Origin of the sequence: Mycobacterium colombiense, assembly GCF_003284935.1 — a bacterium.
GTDB lineage: Bacteria > Actinomycetota > Actinomycetes > Mycobacteriales > Mycobacteriaceae > Mycobacterium > Mycobacterium arosiense_A.
Genome location: NZ_QMEV01000016.1, coordinates 1 through 24,913, shown reverse-complemented (window position 1 = coordinate 24,913; position 24,913 = coordinate 1). Strand labels below are relative to the sequence as shown.

Sequence of the window (24,913 nt, the reverse complement as noted above, 5' to 3'; positions counted from 1 at the left end):
GACGGTGCGGTGCATCTCCGATACATAAGCAAAGGCGCACTGATCATGTTCGCGGGCGGGGACCCGTGGAAGATCAACGACACCTTGCAGAGCGGCCGGCCAGCTCAGATCTCGAACCTTGCGGCGGCGTTCCATGACGCAGGGCGATCCACCGGAGAAGCAGAAGCCGCATTCCAGCAGGCTCGAAACCGCTTCGACGCGGCGTGGACGCACGAGAACGGCGAGAACCCGATCAACGACTCGGCCGAGTTGCAGCGGGCCACTAAGTCGCTCGGTGTGCAGGCAGCGCAGTTGCCGAAAATCGGAGCTGATCTTGAGAACATCGCGGCCGCACTGGCCGAGGCGCAGCGCACCGGAAAGGGCGAGATTTCGGCGCTCGAAGGCGCGCTTCAAGGTCTCGACGATCAAATCGGTGAGGCCGTCGAGCTGGAAAAAGACCCTCAGCTCACGGCGACGGAAAGGCAGCTGCTCGATCACTACATCGACGCACTCGAGAAGCTTGCGATCGATGACACGAAGGCGTCGGTCAATACACTGAACCGAGTCCGTGATCAGTACGCTCGGCAGCTGCAAGCTTCGATGGCCAACCTCCGAAAGCAGGACGGATACGACCCGCCGATCCAGGCTTTAGACGGCGACATTCCGGAATCGCCCTCGCAGACCGTCAGTGATGAGGAACGGCGTCATAACCAGATCGAGGCATTCAAACAGGCCTTCGGCCGAGAACCGACGTCGGCAGCTGATTGGGAGACCGCGGCCGCTTTGGACCCGAACACCTACGACCCCAAATTCAACGGCACCAAATCGGAGATCCGAGTTGTAAAGATTCGACCCGTGCCCGGTCAGGGGGTGGTGCGCGTCTCGCAGTGGATCGAGCAGCGCGACGTGACAAGCTTTCCGCCTTGGAAGCGCGATCTCGGGAACAACCGCGGCGCCAATCCCAATTTCGATCCGGAAGACACCAAGGTCACCACGTACATCGACTACGAAAATGGGCTCGTCGTCTTGAGGCAGAATCCTTCTGTCGAGGAAAACTCGACCGGCGGCCCAGGCCAGGTGAAGGTTGGGATTCCCAAAGGCAGCGTGACTCAACTTCCAGACGGATCGGTCCGGATCAGATACGACGCGGGTAATCCTTTCGCCCCAGTCATTACCGGGGATCCCCATGGCCCGTTTTCAGGCCATACAGTGACGGTCAATGGCGACCTTGTTTTCACGCCGGGGCAAGGAGGTGTGCAGGTTAACGGAACGCGCACTGATTACCCGTCCTTGGAGATATATCAGGATTTGCCGAACGGCGGCACTCGCACAGTACTGATCGACCCCGCCAAGTCGGGCCGGTCTTGGGGGCCGGCTTTCAACTTGCCCGGCCACCACGATGTAGGTCCGCTGGGCGGCAAAGCGTTCGCACCATTTGACACGGGCGGGTGGAATCCTAAGTACGACGTACCGGTTCCTCTGCCTGCCACCGACTTTGGCCCTGTTACCGATATACCTTCGGTGCCCCCCTTGCCCAAAGGCACTGCAGTTCCAGCATGACGACGAACTATCGAAAGCAGCGACAGATGCCGGCATTTCTTCGGGTTCGCGACTTCGACGAACGCGCGTGGCGCACGGCCACGCTGTCCGCGCCGTTCGTCGTGCAGATTGTTCTTGGGTTGCTGCTCACCACAATGTGGGTGCTGGGCAAGGCGCCCTTCACGACCGAAGGCGGACACTCCGAACGCACCTGGATGCTCACCGCCACCGCGATCACCACGCTGGTGTCTCTTGCGCTCGGCGCTGCATTCGTGCGATCGTCGTCGCCGCGCAATCGCGGTCTGGGCCTGAGCGTTGCGGCATCATCCGTTGTCGTCCTAGTCGGTGGGACCGTCTACGCCTATCTGATTCTGCGCTGAAAGGTCTTGTCATGACTGGCGAACCAACGGTCAACGCATCCAAATCTCTCTACGGTCCAGTCACTTTTCTAGTCGCCGTAATGCATCTACTCATCGTTGAGGTCGCCACATGGCTCCTCATGCCGTACTCGATCGTGTTCGTGCTTCCGGTAGTCCTCATCTACATGGCGGTCGCGGCGTTTGTTCTGCGAGCTTCTGGAACTCTGGGCCAGATCGGGCGCGGAATGCTCATCGGCAGTCTGTCCGGACCGCTGTCACTGCTTATCTTCGGCGCGGTCTGGGCAATTGCCCACGCGATCGGCCCCATCTGACTAGACGCACGCGCTGCGCCATCGCCCACTCACCCCGCGGCGAGTATCTCCGGGAGAATATGCCGTGCCAGCTACTATCGCTTGGGTGTCGGACGGCGAACAAGGCAAACCTCGTCGGCGCCGGGGGCGGCGCCGTGGCCGTGGTGCCGCGCGTTCGTCCGAGAACCAAACCAACGGTCAACAGACCGGCGACACGACGGCCACCAAGTCGCGCCGGTCCCGCTCGTCTCGCCGCGGACCAGACCAGCTGCGCACCGTCCACGAAACCTCCGCCGGGGGGCTGGTGATCGACGGTCTCGACGGCCCACGGGAGTCACAGGTCGCCGCCCTCATCGGGCGCATCGACCGGCGCGGACGGATGCTCTGGTCGCTGCCCAAAGGACACATCGAACTCGGTGAGACCGCCGAGCAGACCGCGATCAGAGAGGTCGCCGAAGAGACCGGAATCCGGGGCAGCGTGCTGGCCGCCCTGGGCCGCATCGACTACTGGTTCGTCACCGACGGCCGACGCGTGCACAAGACCGTGCACCACTACTTAATGCGGTTTTCCGGCGGCGAGCTGTCCGACGATGATCTCGAAGTCGCCGAGGTCGCGTGGGTGCCCATCCGCGAACTGCCGTCGCGGCTGGCCTACGCCGACGAACGCCGCCTGGCCCGAGTGGCCGACGAGCTGATCGACAAGCTGCAAAGCGACGGCCCGGCTGCGCTTCCGCCGCTGCCGCCCAGCTCGCCGCGGCGCCGCCCGCAGACGCATTCGCGGGCCCGGCACACAGACCACCCGGCCGCGGGCCGCAAGAACGGCCACGGACCGGGGCCGTGACAGCTCCGCGTCTGCGTTGGGCCGGCCTGGCGCGCGTCGCCGCCGTGCTCGCCATCATGGCCGGACTCGCGGCACTCACCGGCCCGGTGATTCAGCGCGCGGCGGCCGGCGAGCCCGGGGTGACGCCGTTTGTCCGCGTCCGCATCGATCAAGTCACCCCGGACGTGGTCACCACGACCAGTCCGCCCGTCGTGACCGTCAGCGGCATGGTGACCAACATCGGCGACCGCCCGGTCCGCGACGTCATGGTCCGGCTCGAGCACGCGGGCGCCGTCACCGCCTCCGCGGGCCTGCGCACCACCCTGGACGGCGACACCGACGGCTACCAGGCCGCCGCCGATTTCCTCACCGTGGCGCCCGAACTGCAACGCGGGCAAGAGGTCGGGTTCACCCTGTCCGCCCCGCTGCGGGCACTGGCCAAGCCGTCGCTCGGGGTGGAAAAGCCCGGCATCTACCCGGTCCTGGTCAACGTCAACGGCACGCCCGACTACGGCGCCCCCGCGCGGTTGGACAACGCGCGCTTCCTGCTTCCCGTGGTGGGGGTGCCGCCCGATCGCGCCGACGACATCAGTTCCGCCGTCGCGCCCGACACCTCCAAACCCGTCTCGATGACCATGCTGTGGCCGCTGGCCGACCGACCGCGGCTGGCGCCCGGGGTGCCGGGCGGAACCATCCCGGTGCGGTTGGTCGACGACGACCTGGCCACCTCGTTGGCCAGCGGCGGCCGGCTGGACATCCTGCTGGCCTCGGCCGAAGTCGCCACCAGCCACGACGTCGACCCCGACGGCGCGGTCGGCCGCGCGCTGTGTTTGGCGATCGACCCGGATCTGCTGGTCACCGTCAACGCGATGACCGCCGGCTACGTCGTATCCAACTCCCCCGACGGCGCCGGTCAGCTCCCGGGCAGCCCCACCCACCCCGGCGCGGGGCAGGCGACCGCGACCGAATGGCTGAACCGCTTGCGCGCGCTGGCGCACCGGACCTGCGTGGCTCCGCTCCCCTACGCGCAGGCCGATCTGGATGCCGTGCAGCGCGTCAACGATCCCGGCCTCAGCGCCATCGCCACCACGAGCGCCAACGGCATCATCGACAAAATCCTGGACGTCTCCTCCGCCCGCGGCGCCACGCTGGTGCCCGACGGCCCCCTGACCGACCGCGCGGTGAAGCTGCTCGGCGCCAACGACAACACCGTCGCGATCGCCGCCGCCGACTTGTCGGCCACCGACGCACAGGGCTCCACCACAGGCGTCGACACCGCTCCCCGGCGGTTGTCCCCGCAAGTCGCACTGGCACCGTTCGACCCCGCCGTCGGCGCCGCCCTCGCCGGCGCGGGCATCGCCCCCGAGGCGCCGACGTATCTGGACTCGTCACTGACCGTCCGGCTGGGCCACGATTCGGTGACCGCGCGCCGCCAGGACGCTTTGGGGTCGATCTTCTGGCACGCGCTACGGCGTGACGAGCCGCGCACGCAGATCCTGGTGCCGCCGACGACGTGGAGTCTGCAGGCCGATGACGCCCAGGTCATCTTGACCGCCCTGACCACCACCATCCGGTCGGGCCTGGCGGTGCCGCGCCCGCTGCCGGCGGCGATCGCCGAGGCGAACCAGGCCGTCCAGGGCCGCAACGGATCCGCGGGTCAGGTCGGCGGCGGCGGCTCCCCGCGCGGCCAGTTCAGCGACGACCTCACCGCCGGCATCGCCAGCCAGGTCGGCCGGCTGTGGGGGCTGACGTCGTCGTTGATGACCGATGAGCGCACCGGGCTGACCGGCGTCCAGTACACCGCGCCGCTGCGCGAGGACATGCTGCGCGCGCTGAGCCAGTCCGAACCGCCAGACACCCGCAACGGCCTGGCTCAGCAACGCCTGGCGGTCGTCAGCAAAACGATCAACGACCTGTTCGGCGCGGTGACGATCGTCAACCCGGGCGGCTCGTACACCCTGGCCACCGAGCACAGCCCGCTGCCGCTGGCGCTGCACAACGGCCTGGCCGTTCCGATCCGGGTGCGCCTGCACGTCGACGCGCCGCCGGGCATGAACGTCACCGACATCGGTCAGATCGAACTGCCGCCCGGATACCTGCCGCTGCGCATTCCCGTCGAAGTGAACTTCACCCAGCGCGTCGCCGTCGACGCGACGCTGCGCACCCCCGACGGCCTGCGGCTGGGCGAGCCGGTACGGCTATCGGTCCACTCCAACGCCTACGGCAAGGTCCTGTTCGCCATCACGCTGTCCGCGGCCGCGGTCCTCGTTCTGCTGGCCGGCCGACGGCTGTGGCACCGCTTCCGCGGCCAGCCCGACCCCGCCGACCTGGACCGCCCCGACCCGCCCGACGCACGGCACACCGCCGAAGCCGGCGAGGCCCGCGACGACCCGGACGAAGGCGTGGATCAAGCCCCGGTCGAAGAAGAGCACCGAGTATGAGCCCCGCCTACCGGCAGGCCCATCCCCACCATCGCCTGCCCGAGCCGGCCCGGCATTCCCGGCCGGGCTCACCTCCCACCGGCCCGCTGCCGCCGGTCGCCGCCGAGATCGACCGGCGCCGCCCCGAGCTGTCGGACTCCGCGCTGGTCTCGCGGTCGTGGGCGATGGCGTTCGCCACCCTGATCAGCCGGCTCACCGGCTTCGCCCGCGTGGTGCTCCTGGCGGCGATCCTGGGCGCCGCGTTGTCCAGCGCGTTCTCGGTGGCCAATCAGCTGCCCAACCTGGTGGCCGCCCTCGTGCTGGAGGCGACCTTCACCGCGATCTTCGTGCCGGTGCTGGCGCGCGCCGAGCAGAGCGACCCCGACGGCGGCGCGGCCTTCGTGCGGCGCCTGGTCACGCTGACGACGGCGCTGCTGATCGTGGCCACTGCACTCTCCGTGGCGGCCGCCCCGCTGTTGGTGCGGCTGATGCTCGGCCGCGCGCCGCAGGTCAACGAGCCGCTGACCATCGCGTTCGCCTACCTGCTGCTGCCCCAGGTCCTCGCCTACGGCCTGACCTCGGTATTCATGGCGATCCTGAACACCCGCAACGTGTTCGGGCCCACGGCGTGGGCGCCGGTCGTCAACAACGTCGTCGCCCTGATCACCCTGGCGATCTACGTGCTGGTTCCCGGGGAGCTGTCGGTCGATCCCGTCCGCATGGGCAACGCCAAGCTGCTGGTGCTGGCCGTGGGCACCACGCTCGGTGTGTTCGCCCAAACCGGGCTGCTGCTGGTGGCGCTGCGCCGCCAGCGCGTCGACCTGCGCCCGTTGTGGGGAATCGACCAGCGCCTCAAGCGTTTCGGCACCATGGCCGCCGCGATGGTGCTCTACGTGCTGATCAGCCAGCTCGGCCTCGTCGTCGGCAATCAGATCGCCAGCACCGCGGCGGCGTCGGGCCCGGCGATTTACAACTACACCTGGCTGGTGTTGATGCTGCCGTTCGGCATGATCGGCGTGACGGTGCTGACCGTGGTGATGCCGCGGCTGAGCCGCAACGCCGCCGCCGACGACACCAAGGCCGTGCTCGGCGACCTGTCGCTGGCCACCCGGCTGACGCTGATCACGCTGATCCCGATCGTGGCGTTCATGACCGTCGGCGGTCCGGCGATGGGCAGCGCCCTGTTCGCCTACGGTCACTTCGGCGGCGTCGACGCCGGGTACCTGGGTGCCGCGATCACCCTGTCGGCCTTCACCCTGCTCCCCTACGGCCTGGTGCTCCTGCAGCTGCGGGTGTTCTACGCGCGCGAACAGCCGTGGACGCCGATCGTCATCATCCTCGTCATCACGGCCGTCAAGATCCTGGGCTCGGTGCTGGCGCCGCACCTCACCGACGACCCCAAGCTGGTGGCCGGCTTTCTGGGATTGGCGAACGGCGTCGGCTTTCTGGCCGGCGCGATCATCGGGTACGTGTTGCTGCGCCGCGCCCTGCTGCCCGCCGGCGGCCACCTGATCGGCGTCGCCGAATTGCGGACCATCCTGGTGACGCTCACCGCCTCCATGCTCGCCGGGCTGATCGCCCACGTGGTCGACCGGCTGCTCGGGCTGGATCAGCTCACCGCCCGCGGCGGCGGCGCCGGTTCCCTGCTCCGCCTGTTTCTACTGGGCCTCATCATGCTGCCGATCACCGCCGCGGTCATGCTGCGCGCGCAGGTGCCCGAGGCGCGGGCGGCGCTGGACGCCCTGCGGTACCGCATCACGGGCCGCGGACCACGCCCGCGCAATCCGAGTGCGAAGGATCGATCGTCTCACCGGCGCCCGGTCACGTACCCTGAGCAGAGGAATTCGTCCCCGCCTGGGGTAAATGCGGTCCAGGAGCCGATCCGGCGCAGGCCTCCGGAGCGGGCAAACCGAGCCCGGCAAGCGAAAGGACCGGAGGTGACCGACCGCCCGATGGAAAGCGCAGCCCCCAGCGCTGGATCCGGCGCGGGTTCAGGCACGCCGCGGCCGCTCGCCGACGACTTCCAGCCGGACATCCCCGCCGAGGAGCCGTCGCGGTCCACCGCGCGCCCGTCCGAACAGGCCAACGGCAACATCCGCGGCGACGTCCGGCGCGCGCCGACCCCGTTCGAACCGCCACGCGACCGTTCGGCGGACTCCGCGGGAGACGACGTGCACCTGGTCCCCGGCGCCCGGATCGCCGGTGGGCGGTATCGGCTGCTGGTATTCCACGGCGGCGCCCCGCCGCTGCAGTTCTGGCAGGCGCTGGACACCGCCCTGGATCGGCAGGTGGCGCTGACGTTCGTCGACCCGGACGGCGCGCTGCCCGACGAGGTCCTCCAGGAGATCTTGTCGCGCACGCTGCGGCTCAGCCGCATCGACAAACCCGGCATCGCCCGCGTGCTCGACGTGGTGCACACCGGCGCGGGCGGCCTGGTGGTCTCCGAGTGGATTCGGGGCGGTTCGTTGCAGGAGGTGGCCGACACCGCACCCTCGCCGGTGGGCGCCGTGCGGGCCATGCAGTCGCTGGCCGCCGCCGCCGACGCCGCCCACCGCGCAGGCGTTGCGCTGTCGATCGACCACCCCAGCCGGGTGCGGGTCAGCATCGAAGGCGACGTGGTGCTGGCGTACCCGGCGACCATGCCCGACGCCAACCCGCAAGACGACATCCGCGGCATCGGCGCGGCGCTCTATGCGCTGCTGGTCAATCGGTGGCCGCTGCTGGAGAGCGGCGTGCGCAGCGGACTCGCGGCGGCCGAACGCGACTCGGCCGGCAACCCCGTCGAACCCATGTCCCTGGACCGCGACATCCCCTTCCAGATCTCCGCCGTCGCCGTCCGAGCGGTCCAGGAGGACGGCGGAATACGCAGCGCCTCAACGCTTTTGAACCTCCTGCAGCAGGCCACCGCGGTGGCCGACCGCACCGAAGTGCTCGGCCCGATCGACGATTCGCCCTCACCGTCGGCGGCGCTGATCTCCCCCGGTCAGGAGCAGGCGGCGTTCGCGCGCCGCCGGCGCAACGTGCTCATCGGGGTCGGGGCCGGCCTCGCCGTCATCGTGGTGGCCCTGCTCGTGTTGGCGTCGATCGTGAGCAAGATCTTCGGCAATGTCGGTGGCGGCCTCAACAAGGATGAGCTCGGCCTGAACGGCCCCTCGTCGTCGTCCGCGTCGGCGTCCTCGAGCGCCCCGCCCGCCGCCGCGGGCAGCGTCGTCAAACCGACCAAGGCGACCGTCTTCTCCCCCGACGGCGACGCCGACAACGCCGGCACGGCCGGGCAGGCCATCGACGGCGATCCCTCGACGGCCTGGGCAACCGAGGTCTATACCGACGCCGTCCCGTTCCCCAGCTTCAAGCAGGGCGAAGGGCTGATCCTGCAGCTGCCCAGCCCCACCGTGGTCGGCCAGGTGAGCATCGATACTCCCAGCAGCGGAACCAAGGTGGAGATCCGCGCGGCGTCCTCGTCGTCGCCGTCCAGCCTCAACGACACGACCGTGTTGGCCCCGGCCTTCACGCTCAAGCCGGGCCACAACGTGATCCCGGTCCGCGCCGGCTCGCCGACGTCGAATCTGCTGGTCTGGATCTCGACGCTCGGATCCACCAACGGCAAGAGCCAGGCCGGCTTCTCGGAGATCACGGTCCAGGCCGCGTCCTAGTCCCGAGCTTTCGGCGACTCACATCGGGGCTTGCGAGTGAAGTGCCGCGCCATACGCAATTGGTTACTGTCCGGCCGTGGGCTTCGGGAGAAACGCCAAGCGTGAGCGCAGCGACGCCGAGCTGCTGGCAGCCCATGTGGCCGGCGACCGTTACGCCTTCGGCGAGCTGTTCGGACGTCATCAGCGACACCTGCACCGGCTCGCCCGGCTGACCACGCGCACCCCGGAGGACGCGGAGGACGCGCTGCAAGACGCCATGCTCTCGGCGCACCGCGGCGCGGGCGCGTTCCGGCACGACGCCGCCGTCGGCAGCTGGCTGCACCGCATCGTCGTCAACGCGTGTCTGGACCGGCTGCGCCGCACCAAAGCGCACCCGACCGTCCCGCTGGAAGACATCTATCCGGTGGCCGATCGCACGGCCCAGGTCGAAACCACCATGGCCGTGCAGCGCGCGTTGATGCGGCTTCCCGTCGAGCAGCGGGCAGCGGTGGTGGCCGTCGACATGCAGGGCTACTCGGTGGCCGACACCGCCCGGCTGCTCGGCGTCGCCGAAGGCACGGTCAAGAGCCGCTGCGCGCGCGGACGGGTCCGGCTCGCCGAACTGCTGGGCTACCTCAACGCCGGCGCACACGCCCTGCCCGACACCGCGGCCGGCCAGGGCTGACCACCGGGTAGGCGGCCGCCCCGCCGGGCCACGCGTGGCCATAGGCGCGTGCATGACGGACACTGGGTCCGATGGATGTGGCGGACAACGACGCGGCGGATCACCACAGTGCGGGATCAGACCCACCGCTGACCGTCGAGCTGCTCGCCGACCTGCAAGCCGGAATCCTCGACGACGCGGACGCGGCCCGCGTCCGCAGGCAAATCCGCGCCGATCCGCGCGCCGCCGGCGTGCTGGACGCCCTGAATCAGGTCCGGCGCGACGTCGCCGCCGCCGGCGCCGATCCCGGCTCGGCACCCGACGCGCCCCCCGAGGTGGTCGGCCGGATTTCCGCGGCGCTGCGCTCGGCGGATCCCGGACCCGCCGGACCGGCCACTCACACCGCCCGCCCACACACCCGCTCGGCCCGCACCATCGCCGCGGCCGCCGGGCTGTGCGCGGCGCTCGCCGCGATCGGCTTCGGCACCGTCGCGCTCCTCCACGCACCCGAACCCGCCCCGGACACCCCCGGCGACATCCAGCACATCACGCTGTCGACGCCGCCGATGCAGATCCCGCTGTCACAGAACGAGATCCTCGGCCTGCTCGACCGCAGCCCTGATTACGGCGCCCTTGGCGATCCGCCGCGGCGCGCCTCTTGCCTCACCGGCCTCGGCTATCCGGCGTCCACGCAGATCCTGGGTGCGCGACCGGTCGAGATCAACGCGCGCCCCGGCATCGTGCTGGTGATCCCGGGCGACAGCCCCCACCTTCTGGCGGTGTTCGCGGTCTCCCCGAACTGCAGCGCGGCCGATACCGGGCTACTGGCCAACACCCAGGTCCCCCGCCCCTAATGTGGTGCCATGGGCGGGGCGACACTCCCGGGAACAGCCGTGCCTACGCTGGCGTTTACTCAGATTTAGAGATCATCGCGTGAAAGGTTTTCATGACCGCCGACACTGTGCATGACGTGGTCGTTATTGGTTCGGGTCCTGCTGGGTATACCGCGGCGTTGTATGCGGCGCGGGCGCAGTTGGCGCCGGTGGTGTTTGAGGGGACGTCGTTTGGTGGGGCGTTGATGACGACGACTGAGGTGGAGAATTTCCCGGGGTTTCGGGATGGGATCACGGGTCCGGAGTTGATGGATCAGATGCGTGAGCAGGCGTTGCGTTTTGGGGCGGATCTGCGGATGGAAGACGTCGAGTCGGTGTCGTTGGCGGGGCCGGTGAAGTCGGTGACCACGGCTGAGGGTGAGACGGTGCGGGCGCGGGCGGTGATTTTGGCCATGGGTGCTGCGGCCCGGTATTTGGGGGTGCCCGGGGAGCAGGAGTTGTTGGGTCGGGGTGTGTCCTCGTGTGCGACGTGTGATGGGTTCTTTTTCAAGGATCAAGACATTGCGGTGATCGGGGGTGGGGATTCGGCGATGGAGGAGGCGACGTTTTTGACCCGGTTTGCCCGCAGTGTGACGGTGGTGCATCGGCGCCAGGAGTTTCGCGCCTCGCGGATCATGCTGGAGCGGGCCAGGGCCAACGACAAGATCGCCTTCGTGACCAATGCGGCGGTCGAGGCGGTCGAGGGTGAGTCCACGGTGACGGGTTTGCGGGTGCGTGACACGCGCAGCGGTGTGGTGTCGACGTTGCCGGTGAGCGGGGTGTTCGTGGCCATCGGGCATGATCCGCGGTCGGAGTTGGTGCGCGATGTTGTCCAGACCGATCCCGACGGTTATGTGCTGGTGCAGGGTCGGACCACGAGTACCTCGATGGAGGGGGTGTTCGCCGCCGGGGACCTGGTGGATCGCACCTACCGTCAAGCCATCACCGCCGCGGGCAGCGGCTGCTCGGCGGCCATCGACGCCGAACGCTGGCTCGCCGACCACGAAGAAAACAGCGCCGCCGCCCAAGGCGACGCCACCGAATTTCCTGGCAGTACCGACACATTGATTGGAGCACCGCGATGACCGACGCCGAAAAAGCCGGGGCCACAATAGAAGTCTCTGACGCGTCTTTTTCCACCGACGTCTTATCCAGCAATAAGCCTGTGCTGGTTGACTTTTGGGCAACGTGGTGCGGCCCCTGCAAGATGGTGGCGCCGGTCCTCGAAGAGATCGCCAGCGAGCGGGGTGAACAGCTCACCGTCGCCAAGCTCGACGTGGACGCCAACCCCGAAACCGCGCAGAACTTTCAGGTCGTCTCCATCCCCACCCTGATCCTGTTCAAAGACGGGCAGCCGGTGAAGCGGATCGTCGGCGCCAAGGGCAAGGCGGCATTGCTGCGCGAGCTCTCGGACGCGGTTCCCAACCTCGGCTGATCTTCATTTGATTCGTCGCACCACGCCCCGCGCATGGCCTGGGGTTTTCCCGAATTGACGAAGCGTCTGCGACAATACGGTTAGCTGTTGCCCATTTTTGAGCTCGTCAGTTAGTCCCGGAGGGCCCCCTGTATGTCGAGTCCGCGCCGCGAATACGGCGACGCGCTGCGCTGTGGCGACCACGGCGCCGCTGTGACCGAGATCCGGGCGACACTGGCCTCCCTGGGCCTGCTCGATAGCTCCGAGGACGATCTCAACACCGGCCGGCAGGTGGCCCTCGAAGTCTTCGACGCCGAACTCGACCAGGCGGTGCGCGCTTTCCAGCAACACCGCGGCCTGCTGGTGGACGGCATCGTCGGTGAGGCGACCTACCGGGCACTCAAGGAGGCGTCGTACCGGCTGGGCGCCCGCACGCTCTACCACCAGTTCGGTGCCCCGCTGTTCGGTGACGACGTGGCCACCCTGCAGGCCCGCCTACAGGATCTGGGTTTCTACACCGGCCTGGTCGACGGATACTTCGGGCTGCAGACCCACAACGCGTTGATGTCGTATCAGCGCGAATACGGGCTTTCCGCCGACGGGATCTGCGGCCCGGAAACGTTGCGCTCCTTTCACTTCCTGAGTTCACGGGTCAGCGGCGGATCGCCGCACGCGCTCCGCGAAGAGGAGCTCGTTCGCTCCTCGGGTCCCAAGCTGTCGGGCAAGCGGATCATCATCGATCCGGGCCGCGGCGGAGCGGACCACGGCGCCATCATGCAGGGCCCGTCCGGACCGGTCAGCGAAGCAGATGTGTTGTGGGACTTGGCCAGCCGGCTCGAGGGACGGATGGCCGCGATCGGCATGGAGACCTTCCTGTCGCGACCGGTCAATCGCAGTCCGCTGGATGCCGAACGCGCCGCCACCGCCAACAATGTCGGCGCCGATCTGATGATCAGCCTGCGCTGCGAGAGTCAGATCAGCCCCGCCGCCAACGGGGTGGCGTCGTTTCACTTCGGAAACTCGCACGGCTCGGTGTCCACCATCGGGCGTAATCTGGCCGACTTCATCCAGCGGGAAGTGGTGGCCCGCACCGGTTTACGAGACTGCCGCACGCACGGCCGGACGTGGGATCTGCTGCGCCTGACCCGGATGCCGACGGTGCAGGTCGACGTCGGCTACATCACCAACCCGCGTGATCGCTCGATGCTGGTCTCAACGCAGACCCGTGATGCCATCGCCGAAGGAATCCTGGCCGCGGTCAAGCGACTGTATTTGTTGGGCAAGAACGACCGGCCCACTGGCACTTTCACTTTCGCCGAGTTGCTGGCCCACGAATTGTCGGTGGAACGCACCAGCCAGCTGGGCGGGTCTTAACCGTTCGCCCTAACCGCCCTCGGTGGTTTTCAGCGTTTTCAACGTATTTCCCGCCGTAGACCCGGCGCCGACCGGCTGCTCGAGGTGTGCGCTCTCCAGCAGGCGTTCCAGGGCCGCCTCCACTTCGGCCTTCCAGCCCAGACCCTTGTCGAGTTCGAGCCGCAGTCGGGGAAAGTACGTATGTGGCGCGACCACAACGAAACCCGCGTCCTTCAAGAACTCCGCATCCATGACGCAGTGGTCCACCGAACAGTCGCCGACGGCTTCCAGCACCGGCCGCACGTCGGGACCGACCAACCGCGGATCCTGCAGTTCCGACGCCGCCGGGGTGCGACCGAACGCCTCGAGCGCTCGCACGCCGCGGCGCACCAGCTCGTCAATCACCCGCGCGATCAAGGCATTCGGTAGATCGTCGGCCGCGGGTCCTGGTTCGATGCCCATCGACGTCAACAGCACCGCGTCGGCGGACACCGGACCCGTCGGGAAGCGCTGCGCCCGCGGCACCGCCCGCGGCGGGGCGTAGAACACGTAGCCCAGGCACGGCGGCTCGGACTGGCTGCGCTCGTCCGGGACCGCGGTCGCAACCTGCCCGCACGAGCCCCACTCCAGCATCACCATCGACAGCCACGCTTCTTTTTCGAACTCGGGGTCGGCCAGGTGGTCCTGATTCCCGAGGGTCGCCGGATCGACCTCCCAGAAGACGCACCGGCGTGCGTGCTTGGGAAGCTGCTCGAATGCCTCGAGCCGTAGCGGCGTGATTCGAGCGGACACTAGCCTCCTGGCTCCTGTGCGGTACTGCAGCCATCTGCACCGGCAACCCCTCCAGGATAGGAGAGGGGGTCGTGATCGGGCCAGCTTTGGCCTGGCCATCGGGGTTGGCGCGCCCAGAGGCCGGCCTCGGGCGGCCGTGACGCGTCGATTATCGAAAGTTGTTGATGCGCATGCTGTTTCGTCGGACGGGTGGCGCCGAGGGGACGCAAACGTCCCGCACTACGGCCCCAGTGTCACAGTGACGTAATTACACGGTGTCCTGGTTCATGACTTGGGCGGGGACATGACGTCGATAATCCGCTGCAGATCGTCCACCGAGCCGAACTCGACGACGATCTTGCCCTTGCGTTTGCCCAAACTGACCGTCACCCGGGTATCGAAGGCGGTCGAGAGCCGATCCGCGACGTCCTGCAGGCCCGGCATCTGGATCGGCTTGCGACGGGGCGCCGTCGGCGTCGTCGGACCGTTCCGGTTGGCCAACGTGACCGCCTCCTCGGTGGCCCGCACCGACAGTCCTTCGGCGACGATCCGCGCGGCGAGCTCCTCCTGTGCCTCCGCCCCCGCCTCGAGCGACAACAGCGCACGCGCGTGCCCGGCGGACAGCACTCCGGCGGCGACCCGCCGCTGCACCGCGATCGGCAGCTTGAGCAACCGGATCATGTTGGTGATCAGCGGCCGCGACCGGCCGATCCGCGCTGCGAGTTCATCGTGGGTGACGCCGAATTCGTCGAGCAGTTGTTGGTAGGCGGCCGCCTCTTCCAACGGGTTCAGCTGCACGCGATGGATGTTTTCCAACAGGGCGTCGCGCAGCAGATCGTCATCGCCGGTCTCGCGCACGATCGCCGGGATGGTCGCCAGACCGGCCTCTTGAGCCGCGCGCCAGCGCCGCTCCCCCATCACGATCTGATAACGCGCGCCGCTGTCCGAATCCTTGACCGCCCGCACCACGATCGGCTGCAAGAGCCCGAACTCGCGGATGGAGTGCACCAGTTCCGACAGCGCTTCCTCGTCGAAGACCTGCCGGGGCTGACGCGGGTTGCGCTCGATGTCGGCCGGCGCGATCTCGCGATAGACGGCACCCATCGGAGACGCGTCCTGCTGCGGCGGTCCCCCGATCAGGACGTCGGCGGCGGCGTCGCCCATCCGCGGGCCGAGCGTCGCCGGTCCCGAGTCACCCTCCGCGGGGCCGGTCGGAATAAGCGAAGCCAGGCCCCGGCCGAGGCCACCCTTCTTGCGTAACGGCTGCGTCATGGTCGTCCCTTCGCGGATGGTGGTCAATCGCGCTCGGCGAGTTCGCGGCTCGCATCGAGATAGCTCATCGCCCCGCGGGAACCGGGGTCGTAATCGATGATGGTCATGCTGTAGCCCGGCGCCTCGGACACCTTGACGCTGCGCGGAATCACCGTGCGCAGCACCTTGCTGCCGAAGTAGCGGCGCACCTCTTCCGCGACCTGGTCCGCGAGTTTGGTACGTCCGTCGTACATCGTCAGCACCACGGTGGTCACCTCGAGCTTGGGATTGAGGTGGGCCTTCACCATCTCGATGTTGCGCATCAGCTGCGACACACCCTCGAGCGCGTAGTACTCGCATTGGATCGGGATCATGACTTCGGGCGCGGCGACGAGCGCGTTGATCGTCAGCAGCCCGAGCGACGGCGGGCAGTCGATGAAGACGCAGTCGAAGTCGAGGTTGTCGAGATCGGCCAGTGCGGTGCGCAACCGGTTCTCGCGCGCCACCATGCTCACCAATTCGATCTCGGCGCCGGCCAGATCGATCGTGGCCGGGATGCAGAACAGGCGCTCGTTGTGCGGGCTCTGCCGCAGCGCATCATGCACCGAGACCTCGCCGAGCAAGACCTCATAGGACGAGGGCGTCCCCGACTGCCGGTCGGTGATGCCGAGGGCCGTGCTCGCGTTGCCCTGGGGGTCCAGGTCGATGACGAGGGTCTTGAGGCCTTGCAGCGCAAGCGCCGCCGCCAGGTTGACCGCGGTGGTGGTCTTACCGACCCCGCCCTTTTGGTTGGCGACGGTGAAGACGCGCCGGCGCGACGGCCGGCGCAGCGGCGGGTACGTCGTGTGCAGCACCCGCATCGCGCGCTCGGCGGCCGCCCCGATGGGGGTGTCGAATTCGTCGGCTGTTTCACGTGAAACATTGGCTGCCGGCGGGGCCGCCTCGCGAACGTCTTCCCGCGCTTGAGCCACCGGCCAATCTCCTGGAGAAGTCATCGGGTTCCGGCCTTCCCGGTCCGTGCCGGCTTGTGGTGCGGCGGCTTTCCGCGGCGCGCTGAAACTACGGTTGCGGGGGGACGCAAATAGTTCGCGCCACATGTCACCACCCTGACATCAGCGGCGCCCGATGCTGCCATCACACGCCGGTACTGTTCAACTTCGTCGGCGGCTCGCTCCCCCTTGATGGCAAGCATTCGCCCGCCATGCCGTAGCAGGGGCAAGCTCCACTTCGTCAGCTTGTCCAACGATGCAACCGCTCGCGACACCGCAGCATCCCTCTCCCCGAACCGGTTGCGCACTCCGGGCTCCTCCGCACGGCCACGGACCACCTCGACGGCTAACCCTAGTTCGTCGACGACCTCGGTGAGAAATTCGCTGCGGCGCAACAGTGGCTCGAGCAGCACGACGTGAAGATCGGCCCGCGCGATCGCCAGCGGGATCCCGGGTAGGCCCGCGCCGCTGCCGATGTCGATGATGCGCTCGCCGGGTTCGAGGAGCTCCGCCAGTGCCGCGCTATTGAGTATGTGGCGGTCCCAGATCCGGTCCACCTCGCGTGGCCCCAGCAGCCCGCGCTCGACACCTGCGGTGGCCAACGCCTCCGCATACCGTCGGGCGATGTCGAGCCGCTCACCGAAGACCGCGCCCGCCGCGTCCGGCACCCGGCCGCTGTCGGCGCCCTCCCCAGCCGCGCCCGCCGCGTCCGGGGAACCGACATGTTTCACGTGAAACATCCTCTAGTTGGAACGCGCACCGTCAACCTCGGACGCGCGGCGGGCGGGAACTACACGGCTGTAACTCGGTGCGCTCAGTCGTGCAGGACAACCACGCGACGCGCAGGCTCGACGCCCTCGCTCTCGCTGTGCACCCCGTCGACGGCCGCGACGGCGTCGTGCACGATCTTGCGTTCGAACGGCGTCATCGGCGAAAGCTCTTCGCGTTCGCCCGATTCGAGGACCCGGCGCGCGACCTTGTCCCCCAGCGCGGCGAGTTCCTCCCGGCGCCGACGACGCCAGCTCGCGATGTCGAGCATCAGCCGGCTTCGCACGCCCGTCTTCTGGTGCACCGCGAGCCGGGTGAGTTCCTGTAGGGCGTCGAGCACTTCGCCGCCGCGACCCACCAACTTGTTCAGGTCGTCACTGCCGTCGATGCTGACGACGGCGCGGCTGCCCTCGACGTCCAAGTCGATGTCGCCGTCGAAGTCCAACAGGTCCAACAACTCTTCGAGGTAGTCGCCGGCTATCTCGCCCTCGGCGACCAAGCGCTCCTCCAGATCATCGATGTCCTCGGAGCCGGACTCGATGGCATCCTCGGCGGCCGATTGCGCGTCGAGTTCCGTATCGACGTCCCGCTCGGTGGTCTCGGCGTCTGTCATGTCTTCTCTCCCTCAATCAATGGGCCCCAGCCCAATTCGGGTCGCCCTCTCCCGGCGGCCCCGCAAGTCATTCCGCCCGAATCAGCGTTTGCGTTTTTTCGGTCGCGCCCCGGGCCGCGGCGTGCGGTTGATCGGCCCGTCGCTAGCCTCGGCCGCTGCAGGATCTGCCGCGTCGGAATCCGCATTCGCCGAGCCGGCCGCGGGGACCTCGTCATCGGCCGTCGGCGCTCCGTTGCCACCCGGCGATGCCGCCTTGGGATTCCGCTTCGGCTTGGCCCCCGGCGCCGGCGCGTTGGCGGCCCGGCGCTGGATGGCTTCCTGCTTCTTGGCTTCTTCCTCTTTCTCGATCATCCCGAAGACGTAGTGCTGCTGGCCGAAGGTCCAGATGTTGTTGGCAAACCAGTACAGGATGATGGCGAGCGGCAGGAACGGACCACCGACGACGACGCCGAGCGGGAACACGTAGAGCGCGAGTTTGTTCATCATCGCGGTCTGCGGGTTGGCCGCCGCTTCCGGGCTCTGCCGTGCCACCGACGCCCGGCTGTTGAAGTACGTCGCGACCCCGGCCAGGATCATCACCGGCAGGCCCACCGCCACCACGGCCGGACGGCTGAAGAAGGTGAACGCGTCCAACCCGGTGCGCTGCGTCATGGAGGCGCCGATCGGGGCGCCGAACAAGTTCGCATCCAGGAAGTGTCCGACGTCGGTCGGGGTGAAGACGTAGTTTCCCGTCAGCCGGTTCTGCGCCACCGACAGGTGGGGCTGGCCGAACCCGCCGGTGGTCCGGTTGAACGAGCGCAACACGTGATACAGACCGATGAACACCGGGATCTGCGCCAACATCGGCAGGCAGCCCAAGATTGGGTTGAACCCGTGCTCGCGCTGCAGCTTCTGCATCTCAAGCGCCATGCGCTGGCGGTCCTTGCCGTACTTCTTCTGCAGCGCCTTGATCTGGGGCTGCAGTTCCTGCATCTGGCGAGTGGTGCGGATCTGCCGGACGAAGGGCTTGTAGAGCAACGCCCGCAGGCTGAAGACCAAGAACATCACCGACAGCGCCCAGGCGAAGAAGTTCGACGGCCCCAGCATGGCGGCGAACAGCTTGTACCAGACCCACATGATCCACGACACCGGGTAGTAGACGAAGTCGAGACTGAAGAAATCAAACAAAAGATTCACTCTCCCCTCGCGGCGCGCGGACGGCCCGGGCGGCGCTGGCATCTTGGCAATTCACGTGGCATCCGGGGCGGTCCGGGATCGGGTCCCAGCCGCCTTCATGCCATGGTCCGCATTTAGCGAGTCTGGCCGCAGCCAACCAGATCCCCCGAATCAGGCCGTACTCGTTGAGCGCATCGACTGCGTACTGGCTGCAGGTCGGGACGAAGCGACACGTCGCTGGACGTAGCGGCGACACCATGTGCCGGTACAGCTGAATTAGGAAAATCACGCCGCGGGCGGTCGCTCTTCCGGCGCTTTGCAGCGGTGCGCGCATCCGCATCCATGTCGTCACGGTTTGCGTCCCGCCGTCGGCACGCGGCGCAAGCAGCGGCGCAGTTCCTGTTCGAGTCGGGCCGAGGAGGCGGTGCGGCTGCTGGGCAGCGCGCGGATCACCAGCTGATCGGATTGCCCGAGTTCGCCCAACAGCGTTCGGGCGACGTGCCGCAGCCGGCGAGCGACTCGGTGGCGTTCGACGGCGGACCCGACGGGCTTGCCGACCACCAATCCGACGCGCGGGGCGCGGGTTTCGTCGCCGTCTTCGCCGCGGTGAAAGTGCACGACGAGATCGGGCTGTGCCATCCGGATCCCGTGCTTCACCGTCGCGTCAAAGTCAATTGACCGCGTCATGCGGTTGCGTGCGGGAAGCACCGCCGAAAGACCTGCCGTTGCGATCAGGCAGAGAGCGCGCGGCGACCCTTGCGGCGCCGACCGGACACAATCGCGCGTCCGGCACGAGTGCGCATCCGCAGACGGAAGCCGTGCACGCGGGCTCGGCGCCGGTTATTCGGCTGGAAGGTCCGCTTGCCCTTGGCCACGACGTTCTCCTCGTTGTGTTGCCATCCGGCCGCTCAGACGTTTCGCATCGGGCTCGTCTGCCGTTCGACCGGAGGTGGTCTTGGTGCTGCTGGCCGGCGCGGTCCCCGAGTGGTTCGGGTCGCAGCCGTATCGCCGACTTTCGGGCGACTGTTTGAGGGTACTGACGAGGCTTCGCCTGGTCAAACCTGGCCTGCCGCAACGAAGCCGCGGTGGCGTGCCGGAAAGATTTTCCGTTTCGGTCACACTCGTCGCGGACGTGGCTACCATAACGAGCCGAAGCAAGCCCCACGTACCCTAAATGACCCGATTGGAATGCAGCAGAACGGTTGGCAGCCGAACGGAAAACTGTTAGCTTCTGCGAAGTCGACTTAGACTTACAAGCAGCGCTCGACAATGAAGCGAGGATGGTGGATCGACTAGCTGCCTAGACAACCTTCCGAGGTTCTCTTCCAGCGCGGAGATCGCGAGCCGTCGCCGGTAGGTTGTGGCTCGCCTACGATCATCCTGTCCACACCTGTGTATAACTATGTGGACAGTTGCTTTGTCGCCAAGCGTGTGTGACTCGGGTCGGGACGTTCGAGAACCAGGGAGATGCGTCGTTGACCGATGACCCCGGTTCCAGTTTCACGACAGTGTGGAATGCGGTCGTTTCCGAGCTCAACGGTGAGCCCCCCGCGGACGGCATGACGGCCAACCGCACGACTCTGGTCACTCCCCTCACTCCTCAACAGCGGGCGTGGCTGAACCTCGTGCGCCCGCTGACCATCGTCGAGGGATTTGCTCTGCTGTCGGTGCCGAGCAGCTTCGTGCAGAACGAGATCGAACGACACCTGCGGGCACCGATCACCGATGCGCTCAGCCGCCGGCTCGGGCAGCAGATTCAACTGGGCGTGCGCATCGCTCCCCCGCCCGACGACGTCGAGGACGCACTCATCCCCCCGGCCGAGCCGTTCCCGGGAGGCGATCCTGGCTTCCCCGCCGGCGACGCGGCCGTCGACACCGAAGAAGCTTTCGAGAACAGCGAGACCGTCACCGACAACCAGGCGGGCTGGCCGAACTACTTCACCGAGCGGCCACACGCGATCGATCCGGCCGTCGCCGCCGGAACGAGCCTCAACCGTCGCTACACCTTCGACACGTTCGTCATCGGCGCCTCGAACCGGTTCGCGCACGCCGCCGCCCTGGCGATCGCCGAGGCGCCCGCCCGGGCCTACAACCCGTTGTTCATCTGGGGCGAGTCCGGCCTCGGCAAGACCCATTTGTTGCACGCCGCCGGCAACTACGCGCAGCGACTGTTCCCGGGGATGCGGGTCAAGTACGTGTCCACCGAGGAATTCACCAACGACTTCATCAACTCGCTGCGCGACGACCGCAAGGTCGCGTTCAAGCGCAGCTATCGCGACGTCGACGTGCTGCTGGTCGATGACATTCAGTTCATCGAGGGCAAGGAAGGTATCCAGGAAGAGTTCTTCCACACCTTCAACACGCTGCACAACGCCAACAAACAGATCGTCATCTCCTCGGACCGCCCGCCCAAACAGCTGGCCACCCTGGAAGATCGGCTGCGCACCCGATTCGAGTGGGGCCTGATCACCGACGTCCAGCCCCCCGAGCTGGAAACCCGCATCGCCATCCTGCGCAAGAAAGCACAGATGGAGCGCCTCGCGGTGCCCGACGACGTGCTCGAGCTCATCGCCAGCAGCATCGAGCGCAACATCCGCGAGCTCGAGGGCGCCCTGATCCGGGTCACCGCATTCGCATCGCTGAACAAAACACCGATCGACAAGGCGCTGGCCGAGATCGTGCTTCGCGATTTGATCGCCGACGCCAGCACCATGCAGATCAGCGCGGCCACCATCATGGCGGCCACCGCCGAATACTTCGACACCACCGTCGAGGAGCTCCGCGGCCCCGGCAAGACTCGGGCCCTGGCCCAATCGCGCCAGATCGCCATGTATCTGTGCCGCGAGCTCACTGATCTGTCACTGCCCAAGATCGGGCAGGCGTTCGGCCGCGACCACACCACGGTCATGTACGCGCAGCGCAAGATCTTGTCCGAGATGGCCGAGCGGCGTGAGGTTTTTGATCACGTCAAGGAGCTCACCACTCGCATCCGCCAGCGCTCCAAGCGCTGAAATCTCTTCTCTCCCTGCGCTCCCGGCCCTGATTTCGGGCTTTCTCCGCGCCTGCCTGAGATTTTTTTCGAGAAACTTCACACCCGCCTGTCACATCCGCCACAGCGCGGACATGTGGGTAGGGCTGTGAACAACGCAATTAAACGCCGGTGTAGTAACACGGCTTGGGTGCACAGTCGTCGTTCGTCCCCACCCGCCCAACACGTCGCCCACAGGCGTTCACGGACCGATGCACAACCCGATCGCGGCGCTAGCTGGGCCGAGACGGTGCTGTCCCCAGATTGCACAGGCCTTAATACTGGTACTGAGATCTCTTCATCGGTTCTTCTTTGAAATACAGGCTTGGGGACGCCCGGTGCACACTCGTCGTCTGGAGCTTGGTCAGCTCGGGTTGTCGGGGTTTGCGATTAGCTTTCAAGATGGCGTCGAAGGATCTACGGTTGTTCTTCGACTGCCGTTGCGGTCGTCGTTGGCTCATCACATGTCATCGGCGTTCGTGGCGGAGCCCCGTGCTAGCGGGGGGAGGCTAGCCAATGGATTCGAAACGCTGAGTAGGTGAAGGGACGCTATGGACGCGGCGACGACAACGGCTGGCCTCAGCGACTTGAAATTTCGTTTGGTGCGGGAGTCTTTCGCCGACGCGGTGTCGTGGGTGGCGAAGAACCTGCCGTCCAGACCCGCGGTGCCGGTGCTGTCCGGCGTGCTGCTCTCCGGGACCGATGAGGGCCTGACGATCTCCGGATTCGATTACGAGGTTTCCGCCGAGGCGCAGGTCGCCGCCGAAATAGCTTCTCCGGGAAGCGTTTTGGTATCCGGCCGGTTGTTGTCCGACATTGTGCGGGCGCTGCCCAACAAGCCCATCGACTTCTACGTCGACGGTAATCGGGTGGCACTGCACTGCGGAAACGCCAGGTTCTCGCTGCCGACGATGGCGGTCGAGGATTACCCGACACTGCCGGCGCTGCCCGAAGAGACCGGGACGCTGCCCGCGGACCTGTTCGCCGAGGCGATCAGCCAGGTCGCCATCGCGGCCGGCCGCGACGACACGTTGCCGATGTTGACGGGCATCCGGGTTGAGATTTCGGGTGACACGGTCGTTTTGGCGGCCACCGACCGCTTCCGCCTGGCGGTTCGCGAGCTGACCTGGTCGGCGGCCTCGCCTGACATCGAGGCCGCGGTCCTGGTGCCGGCCAAGACCCTGGCCGAAGCCGCCCGGACCGGCGCCGACGGCTCCGAGGTCCGGTTGGCATTGGGTGCGGGCTCCGGTGTCGGAAAAGACGGATTGCTCGGCATCAGCGGTAACGGCAAGCGCTCCACCACCCGGCTGCTGGATGCGGAGTTCCCGAAGTTTCGCCAGCTGCTGCCGGCCGAGCACACGGCTGTCGCCACCATCAACGTCGCGGAGTTGACCGAAGCCATCAAGCTGGTGGCGTTGGTGGCCGACCGGGGTGCTCAGGTGCGGATGGAATTCAGCGAAGGATCGCTACGGTTGTCCGCCGGCGCCGACGATGTCGGCCGGGCCGAAGAGGACCTGGCCGTGGATTTCGTCGGCGAGCCGTTGACCATCGCGTTCAACCCGACGTATCTGACCGACGGGTTGGGCTCGGTCCATTCCGAGCGGGTGTCCTTCGGTTTCACGACGCCGGGGAAGCCGGCGCTGTTGCGACCGGCATTGAACGACGACAGCCACCCGACCGGCGCGGGACCCTACAGCGCCCTGCCGACCGATTACGTCTACCTGTTGATGCCTGTCCGGTTGCCTGGCTAGGTGTACGTCCGGCATTTGGGACTGCGCGATTTCCGGTCCTGGGCACACGCCGACCTCGAATTGCAGCCTGGTCGGACGGTCTTCATTGGATCCAACGGGTTCGGGAAGACGAATCTGCTTGAGGCGCTGTGGTATTCGAGCACGATGGGCTCACATCGGGTGGGCACGGATGCGCCGCTGATCCGCGCCGGCGCCGACCGCGCGGTGGTGTCCACGATCGTGGTCAACGAAGGCAGGGAGTGCGCGGTCGACGTGGAGATCGCGGCGGGCCGGGCGAACAAGGCCCGGCTGAATCGCTCCCCGGTGCGCAGCACGCGCGAGGTGATCGGCGTGCTGCGTGCGGTGCTGTTCGCTCCCGAAGACCTGTCGCTGGTGCGGGGCGACCCGTCCGACCGGCGCCGCTACCTCGACGATCTCGCGACGGTGCGCCGACCCGCGGTGGCCGCGGTCCGCGCCGACTACGAAAAGGTCCTGCGCCAGCGCACCGCGCTGTTGAAATCTTTGTCCGGTGCCCGCTATCGCGGCGACCAGAGCGCACTGGACACGCTCGACGTGTGGGACAGCAGGCTGGCCGAATACGGTGCCCAATTGATGGGCGCCCGTATCGATTTGGTGAACCAGTTGACGCCGGAGGTGGAAAAGGCCTACCAGCTGCTGGCACCGGGCTCGCGGGCCGCATCCATCGGCTATCGCTCCAGCCTGGGCGCCGAGGCCGCGGCCGAGATTGCGGGCGCCGACCGGGAGTTCCTGGAAGCCGCCTTGCTGGCGGCGCTGTCGGCGCGCCGCGACGCCGAGCTCGAACGGGGCATGTGTCTGGTCGGTCCGCATCGCGACGATCTGGAGTTGTGGCTCGGGGATCAGCCCGCGAAAGGCTTTGCCAGCCATGGCGAGTCGTGGTCCTTCGCGTTATCGCTGCGGTTGGCGGCGTACGAATTACTCCGCGCGGAAGAAAGCGAACCCGTGTTGTTGCTCGATGACGTCTTCGCCGAACTCGACGCCGCGCGGCGCCGCGCGCTGGCCACCGTCGCCGAATCAGCCGAACAGGTGCTGGTCACCGCGGCGGTGCTCGAAGACATTCCGGCGGGCTGGGACGCCCGCCAGGTGCACGTCGACTTGCGCGACAGTGACTCGGGCCGGGTCTCGGAGATGCGCTCATGACCGGCACGGATGAGGGCGCGCGTCCCGTCACGCCGCCGAATGCCCTCAGTGGCATCGACCTGGTTC

The 24,913-nt window shown here is 67.4% G+C and carries 23 protein-coding genes; 14 read left to right on the top strand and 9 right to left on the bottom strand.

Annotated elements, in window-relative coordinates:
* Window positions 1–45: 45 nt before the first annotated feature.
* From DQP57_RS10340 to DQP57_RS10290, 11 genes are all read left to right on the top strand, one after another.
* Window positions 46–1,539, top strand: coding sequence for a hypothetical protein (locus DQP57_RS10340; RefSeq protein ID WP_205869093.1), 1,494 nt, complete (start codon window positions 46–48; stop codon window positions 1,537–1,539).
* Window positions 1,536–1,898: a hypothetical protein gene (locus tag DQP57_RS10335; protein WP_240631730.1), complete on the top strand. Its 363-nt coding sequence runs from the start codon at window positions 1,536–1,538 to the stop codon at window positions 1,896–1,898. Before DQP57_RS10340 ends, DQP57_RS10335 begins: the two co-directional genes overlap by 4 nt.
* An 11-nt stretch (window positions 1,899–1,909) precedes the next feature.
* Window positions 1,910–2,209 carry a hypothetical protein gene (locus tag DQP57_RS10330; protein ID WP_240631729.1) on the top strand — a complete coding sequence of 100 codons (300 nt, stop codon included), beginning with the start codon at window positions 1,910–1,912 and terminating at the stop codon, window positions 2,207–2,209.
* An 85-nt stretch (window positions 2,210–2,294) separates the two neighbouring features.
* Entirely contained in the window at window positions 2,295–3,029 is a 735-nt protein-coding gene (locus tag DQP57_RS10325; RefSeq protein WP_112632877.1) for an NUDIX hydrolase, read from the top strand.
* Window positions 3,026–5,449, top strand: coding sequence for a hypothetical protein (locus DQP57_RS10320; protein ID WP_112632876.1), 2,424 nt, complete (start codon window positions 3,026–3,028; stop codon window positions 5,447–5,449). The genes DQP57_RS10325 and DQP57_RS10320 overlap by 4 nt, the downstream gene beginning before the upstream one ends.
* Window positions 5,446–9,081 carry a murein biosynthesis integral membrane protein MurJ gene (locus DQP57_RS10315; RefSeq protein WP_240631728.1) on the top strand — a complete coding sequence of 1,212 codons (3,636 nt, stop codon included), beginning with the start codon at window positions 5,446–5,448 and terminating at the stop codon, window positions 9,079–9,081. The genes DQP57_RS10320 and DQP57_RS10315 overlap by 4 nt, the downstream gene beginning before the upstream one ends.
* Window positions 9,082–9,157: 76 nt before the next feature.
* The gene (sigM, locus tag DQP57_RS10310; protein ID WP_112632875.1) at window positions 9,158–9,745 is read left to right on the top strand and encodes an RNA polymerase sigma factor SigM; all 588 of its coding nucleotides are present in this window, start codon (window positions 9,158–9,160) and stop codon (window positions 9,743–9,745) included.
* 71 nt (window positions 9,746–9,816) lie between these two features.
* A complete protein-coding gene (locus DQP57_RS10305; RefSeq protein WP_112632874.1) occupies window positions 9,817–10,578 on the top strand; it encodes a hypothetical protein in 762 nt (253 codons plus the stop codon).
* Window positions 10,579–10,670: 92 nt separating this feature from the next.
* Window positions 10,671–11,681 carry a thioredoxin-disulfide reductase gene (gene trxB, locus DQP57_RS10300; RefSeq protein WP_112632873.1) on the top strand — a complete coding sequence of 337 codons (1,011 nt, stop codon included), beginning with the start codon at window positions 10,671–10,673 and terminating at the stop codon, window positions 11,679–11,681.
* Complete coding sequence (gene trxA, locus DQP57_RS10295; RefSeq protein ID WP_067098986.1) at window positions 11,678–12,031, top strand: thioredoxin; 354 nt, start codon at window positions 11,678–11,680, stop codon at window positions 12,029–12,031. Before trxB ends, trxA begins: the two co-directional genes overlap by 4 nt.
* Before the next feature lie 132 nt (window positions 12,032–12,163).
* Complete coding sequence (locus DQP57_RS10290; protein WP_112632872.1) at window positions 12,164–13,384, top strand: N-acetylmuramoyl-L-alanine amidase; 1,221 nt, start codon at window positions 12,164–12,166, stop codon at window positions 13,382–13,384.
* 9 nt (window positions 13,385–13,393) lie between these two features.
* On the opposite strand, the gene DQP57_RS10285 is transcribed toward DQP57_RS10290, so the two are convergent.
* The 9 genes from DQP57_RS10285 to rpmH all read right to left on the bottom strand — a co-directional run bounded on the left by DQP57_RS10285 (window position 13,394) and on the right by rpmH (window position 19,785).
* Complete coding sequence (locus tag DQP57_RS10285; RefSeq protein ID WP_112632871.1) at window positions 13,394–14,155, bottom strand: acetyltransferase; 762 nt, start codon at window positions 14,153–14,155, stop codon at window positions 13,394–13,396.
* A gap of 264 nt (window positions 14,156–14,419) precedes the next feature.
* Complete coding sequence (locus DQP57_RS10280) at window positions 14,420–15,406, bottom strand: ParB/RepB/Spo0J family partition protein (RefSeq protein WP_112632870.1); 987 nt, start codon at window positions 15,404–15,406, stop codon at window positions 14,420–14,422.
* Window positions 15,407–15,429: 23 nt separating this feature from the next.
* On the bottom strand, window positions 15,430–16,380 hold the full coding sequence (locus tag DQP57_RS10275) for a ParA family protein (protein ID WP_240631727.1): 951 nt from the start codon (window positions 16,378–16,380) through the stop codon (window positions 15,430–15,432).
* A complete protein-coding gene (gene rsmG, locus DQP57_RS10270) occupies window positions 16,377–17,114 on the bottom strand; it encodes a 16S rRNA (guanine(527)-N(7))-methyltransferase RsmG (protein WP_112632868.1) in 738 nt (245 codons plus the stop codon). Before rsmG ends, DQP57_RS10275 begins: the two co-directional genes overlap by 4 nt.
* Window positions 17,115–17,188: 74 nt before the next feature.
* A complete protein-coding gene (locus tag DQP57_RS10265; RefSeq protein ID WP_112632867.1) occupies window positions 17,189–17,755 on the bottom strand; it encodes a protein jag in 567 nt (188 codons plus the stop codon).
* 81 nt (window positions 17,756–17,836) lie between these two features.
* Window positions 17,837–18,931 (bottom strand): membrane protein insertase YidC, encoded by a 1,095-nt coding sequence (gene yidC / locus DQP57_RS10260; protein WP_112632866.1) that lies wholly within the window; start codon window positions 18,929–18,931, stop codon window positions 17,837–17,839.
* On the bottom strand, window positions 18,915–19,250 hold the full coding sequence (gene yidD, locus DQP57_RS10255; protein WP_112632927.1) for a membrane protein insertion efficiency factor YidD: 336 nt from the start codon (window positions 19,248–19,250) through the stop codon (window positions 18,915–18,917). Before yidD ends, yidC begins: the two co-directional genes overlap by 17 nt.
* Before the next feature lie 8 nt (window positions 19,251–19,258).
* Window positions 19,259–19,618, bottom strand: coding sequence for a ribonuclease P protein component (gene rnpA, locus DQP57_RS10250; RefSeq protein WP_112632865.1), 360 nt, complete (start codon window positions 19,616–19,618; stop codon window positions 19,259–19,261).
* A gap of 23 nt (window positions 19,619–19,641) precedes the next feature.
* On the bottom strand, window positions 19,642–19,785 hold the full coding sequence (rpmH, locus tag DQP57_RS10245; RefSeq protein WP_003874369.1) for a 50S ribosomal protein L34: 144 nt from the start codon (window positions 19,783–19,785) through the stop codon (window positions 19,642–19,644).
* A gap of 600 nt (window positions 19,786–20,385) precedes the next feature.
* On the opposite strand from rpmH, the gene dnaA reads away from it, so the two are divergent.
* The 3 genes from dnaA to recF all read left to right on the top strand — a co-directional run bounded on the left by dnaA (window position 20,386) and on the right by recF (window position 24,847).
* Window positions 20,386–21,921, top strand: coding sequence for a chromosomal replication initiator protein DnaA (dnaA, locus tag DQP57_RS10240; protein WP_112632926.1), 1,536 nt, complete (start codon window positions 20,386–20,388; stop codon window positions 21,919–21,921).
* Between the two features lie 568 nt (window positions 21,922–22,489).
* The gene (gene dnaN / locus DQP57_RS10235; RefSeq protein WP_112632864.1) at window positions 22,490–23,689 is read left to right on the top strand and encodes a DNA polymerase III subunit beta; all 1,200 of its coding nucleotides are present in this window, start codon (window positions 22,490–22,492) and stop codon (window positions 23,687–23,689) included.
* On the top strand, window positions 23,690–24,847 hold the full coding sequence (gene recF, locus DQP57_RS10230; protein WP_112632863.1) for a DNA replication/repair protein RecF: 1,158 nt from the start codon (window positions 23,690–23,692) through the stop codon (window positions 24,845–24,847).
* The last annotated feature ends 66 nt before the right edge of the window (window positions 24,848–24,913 follow it).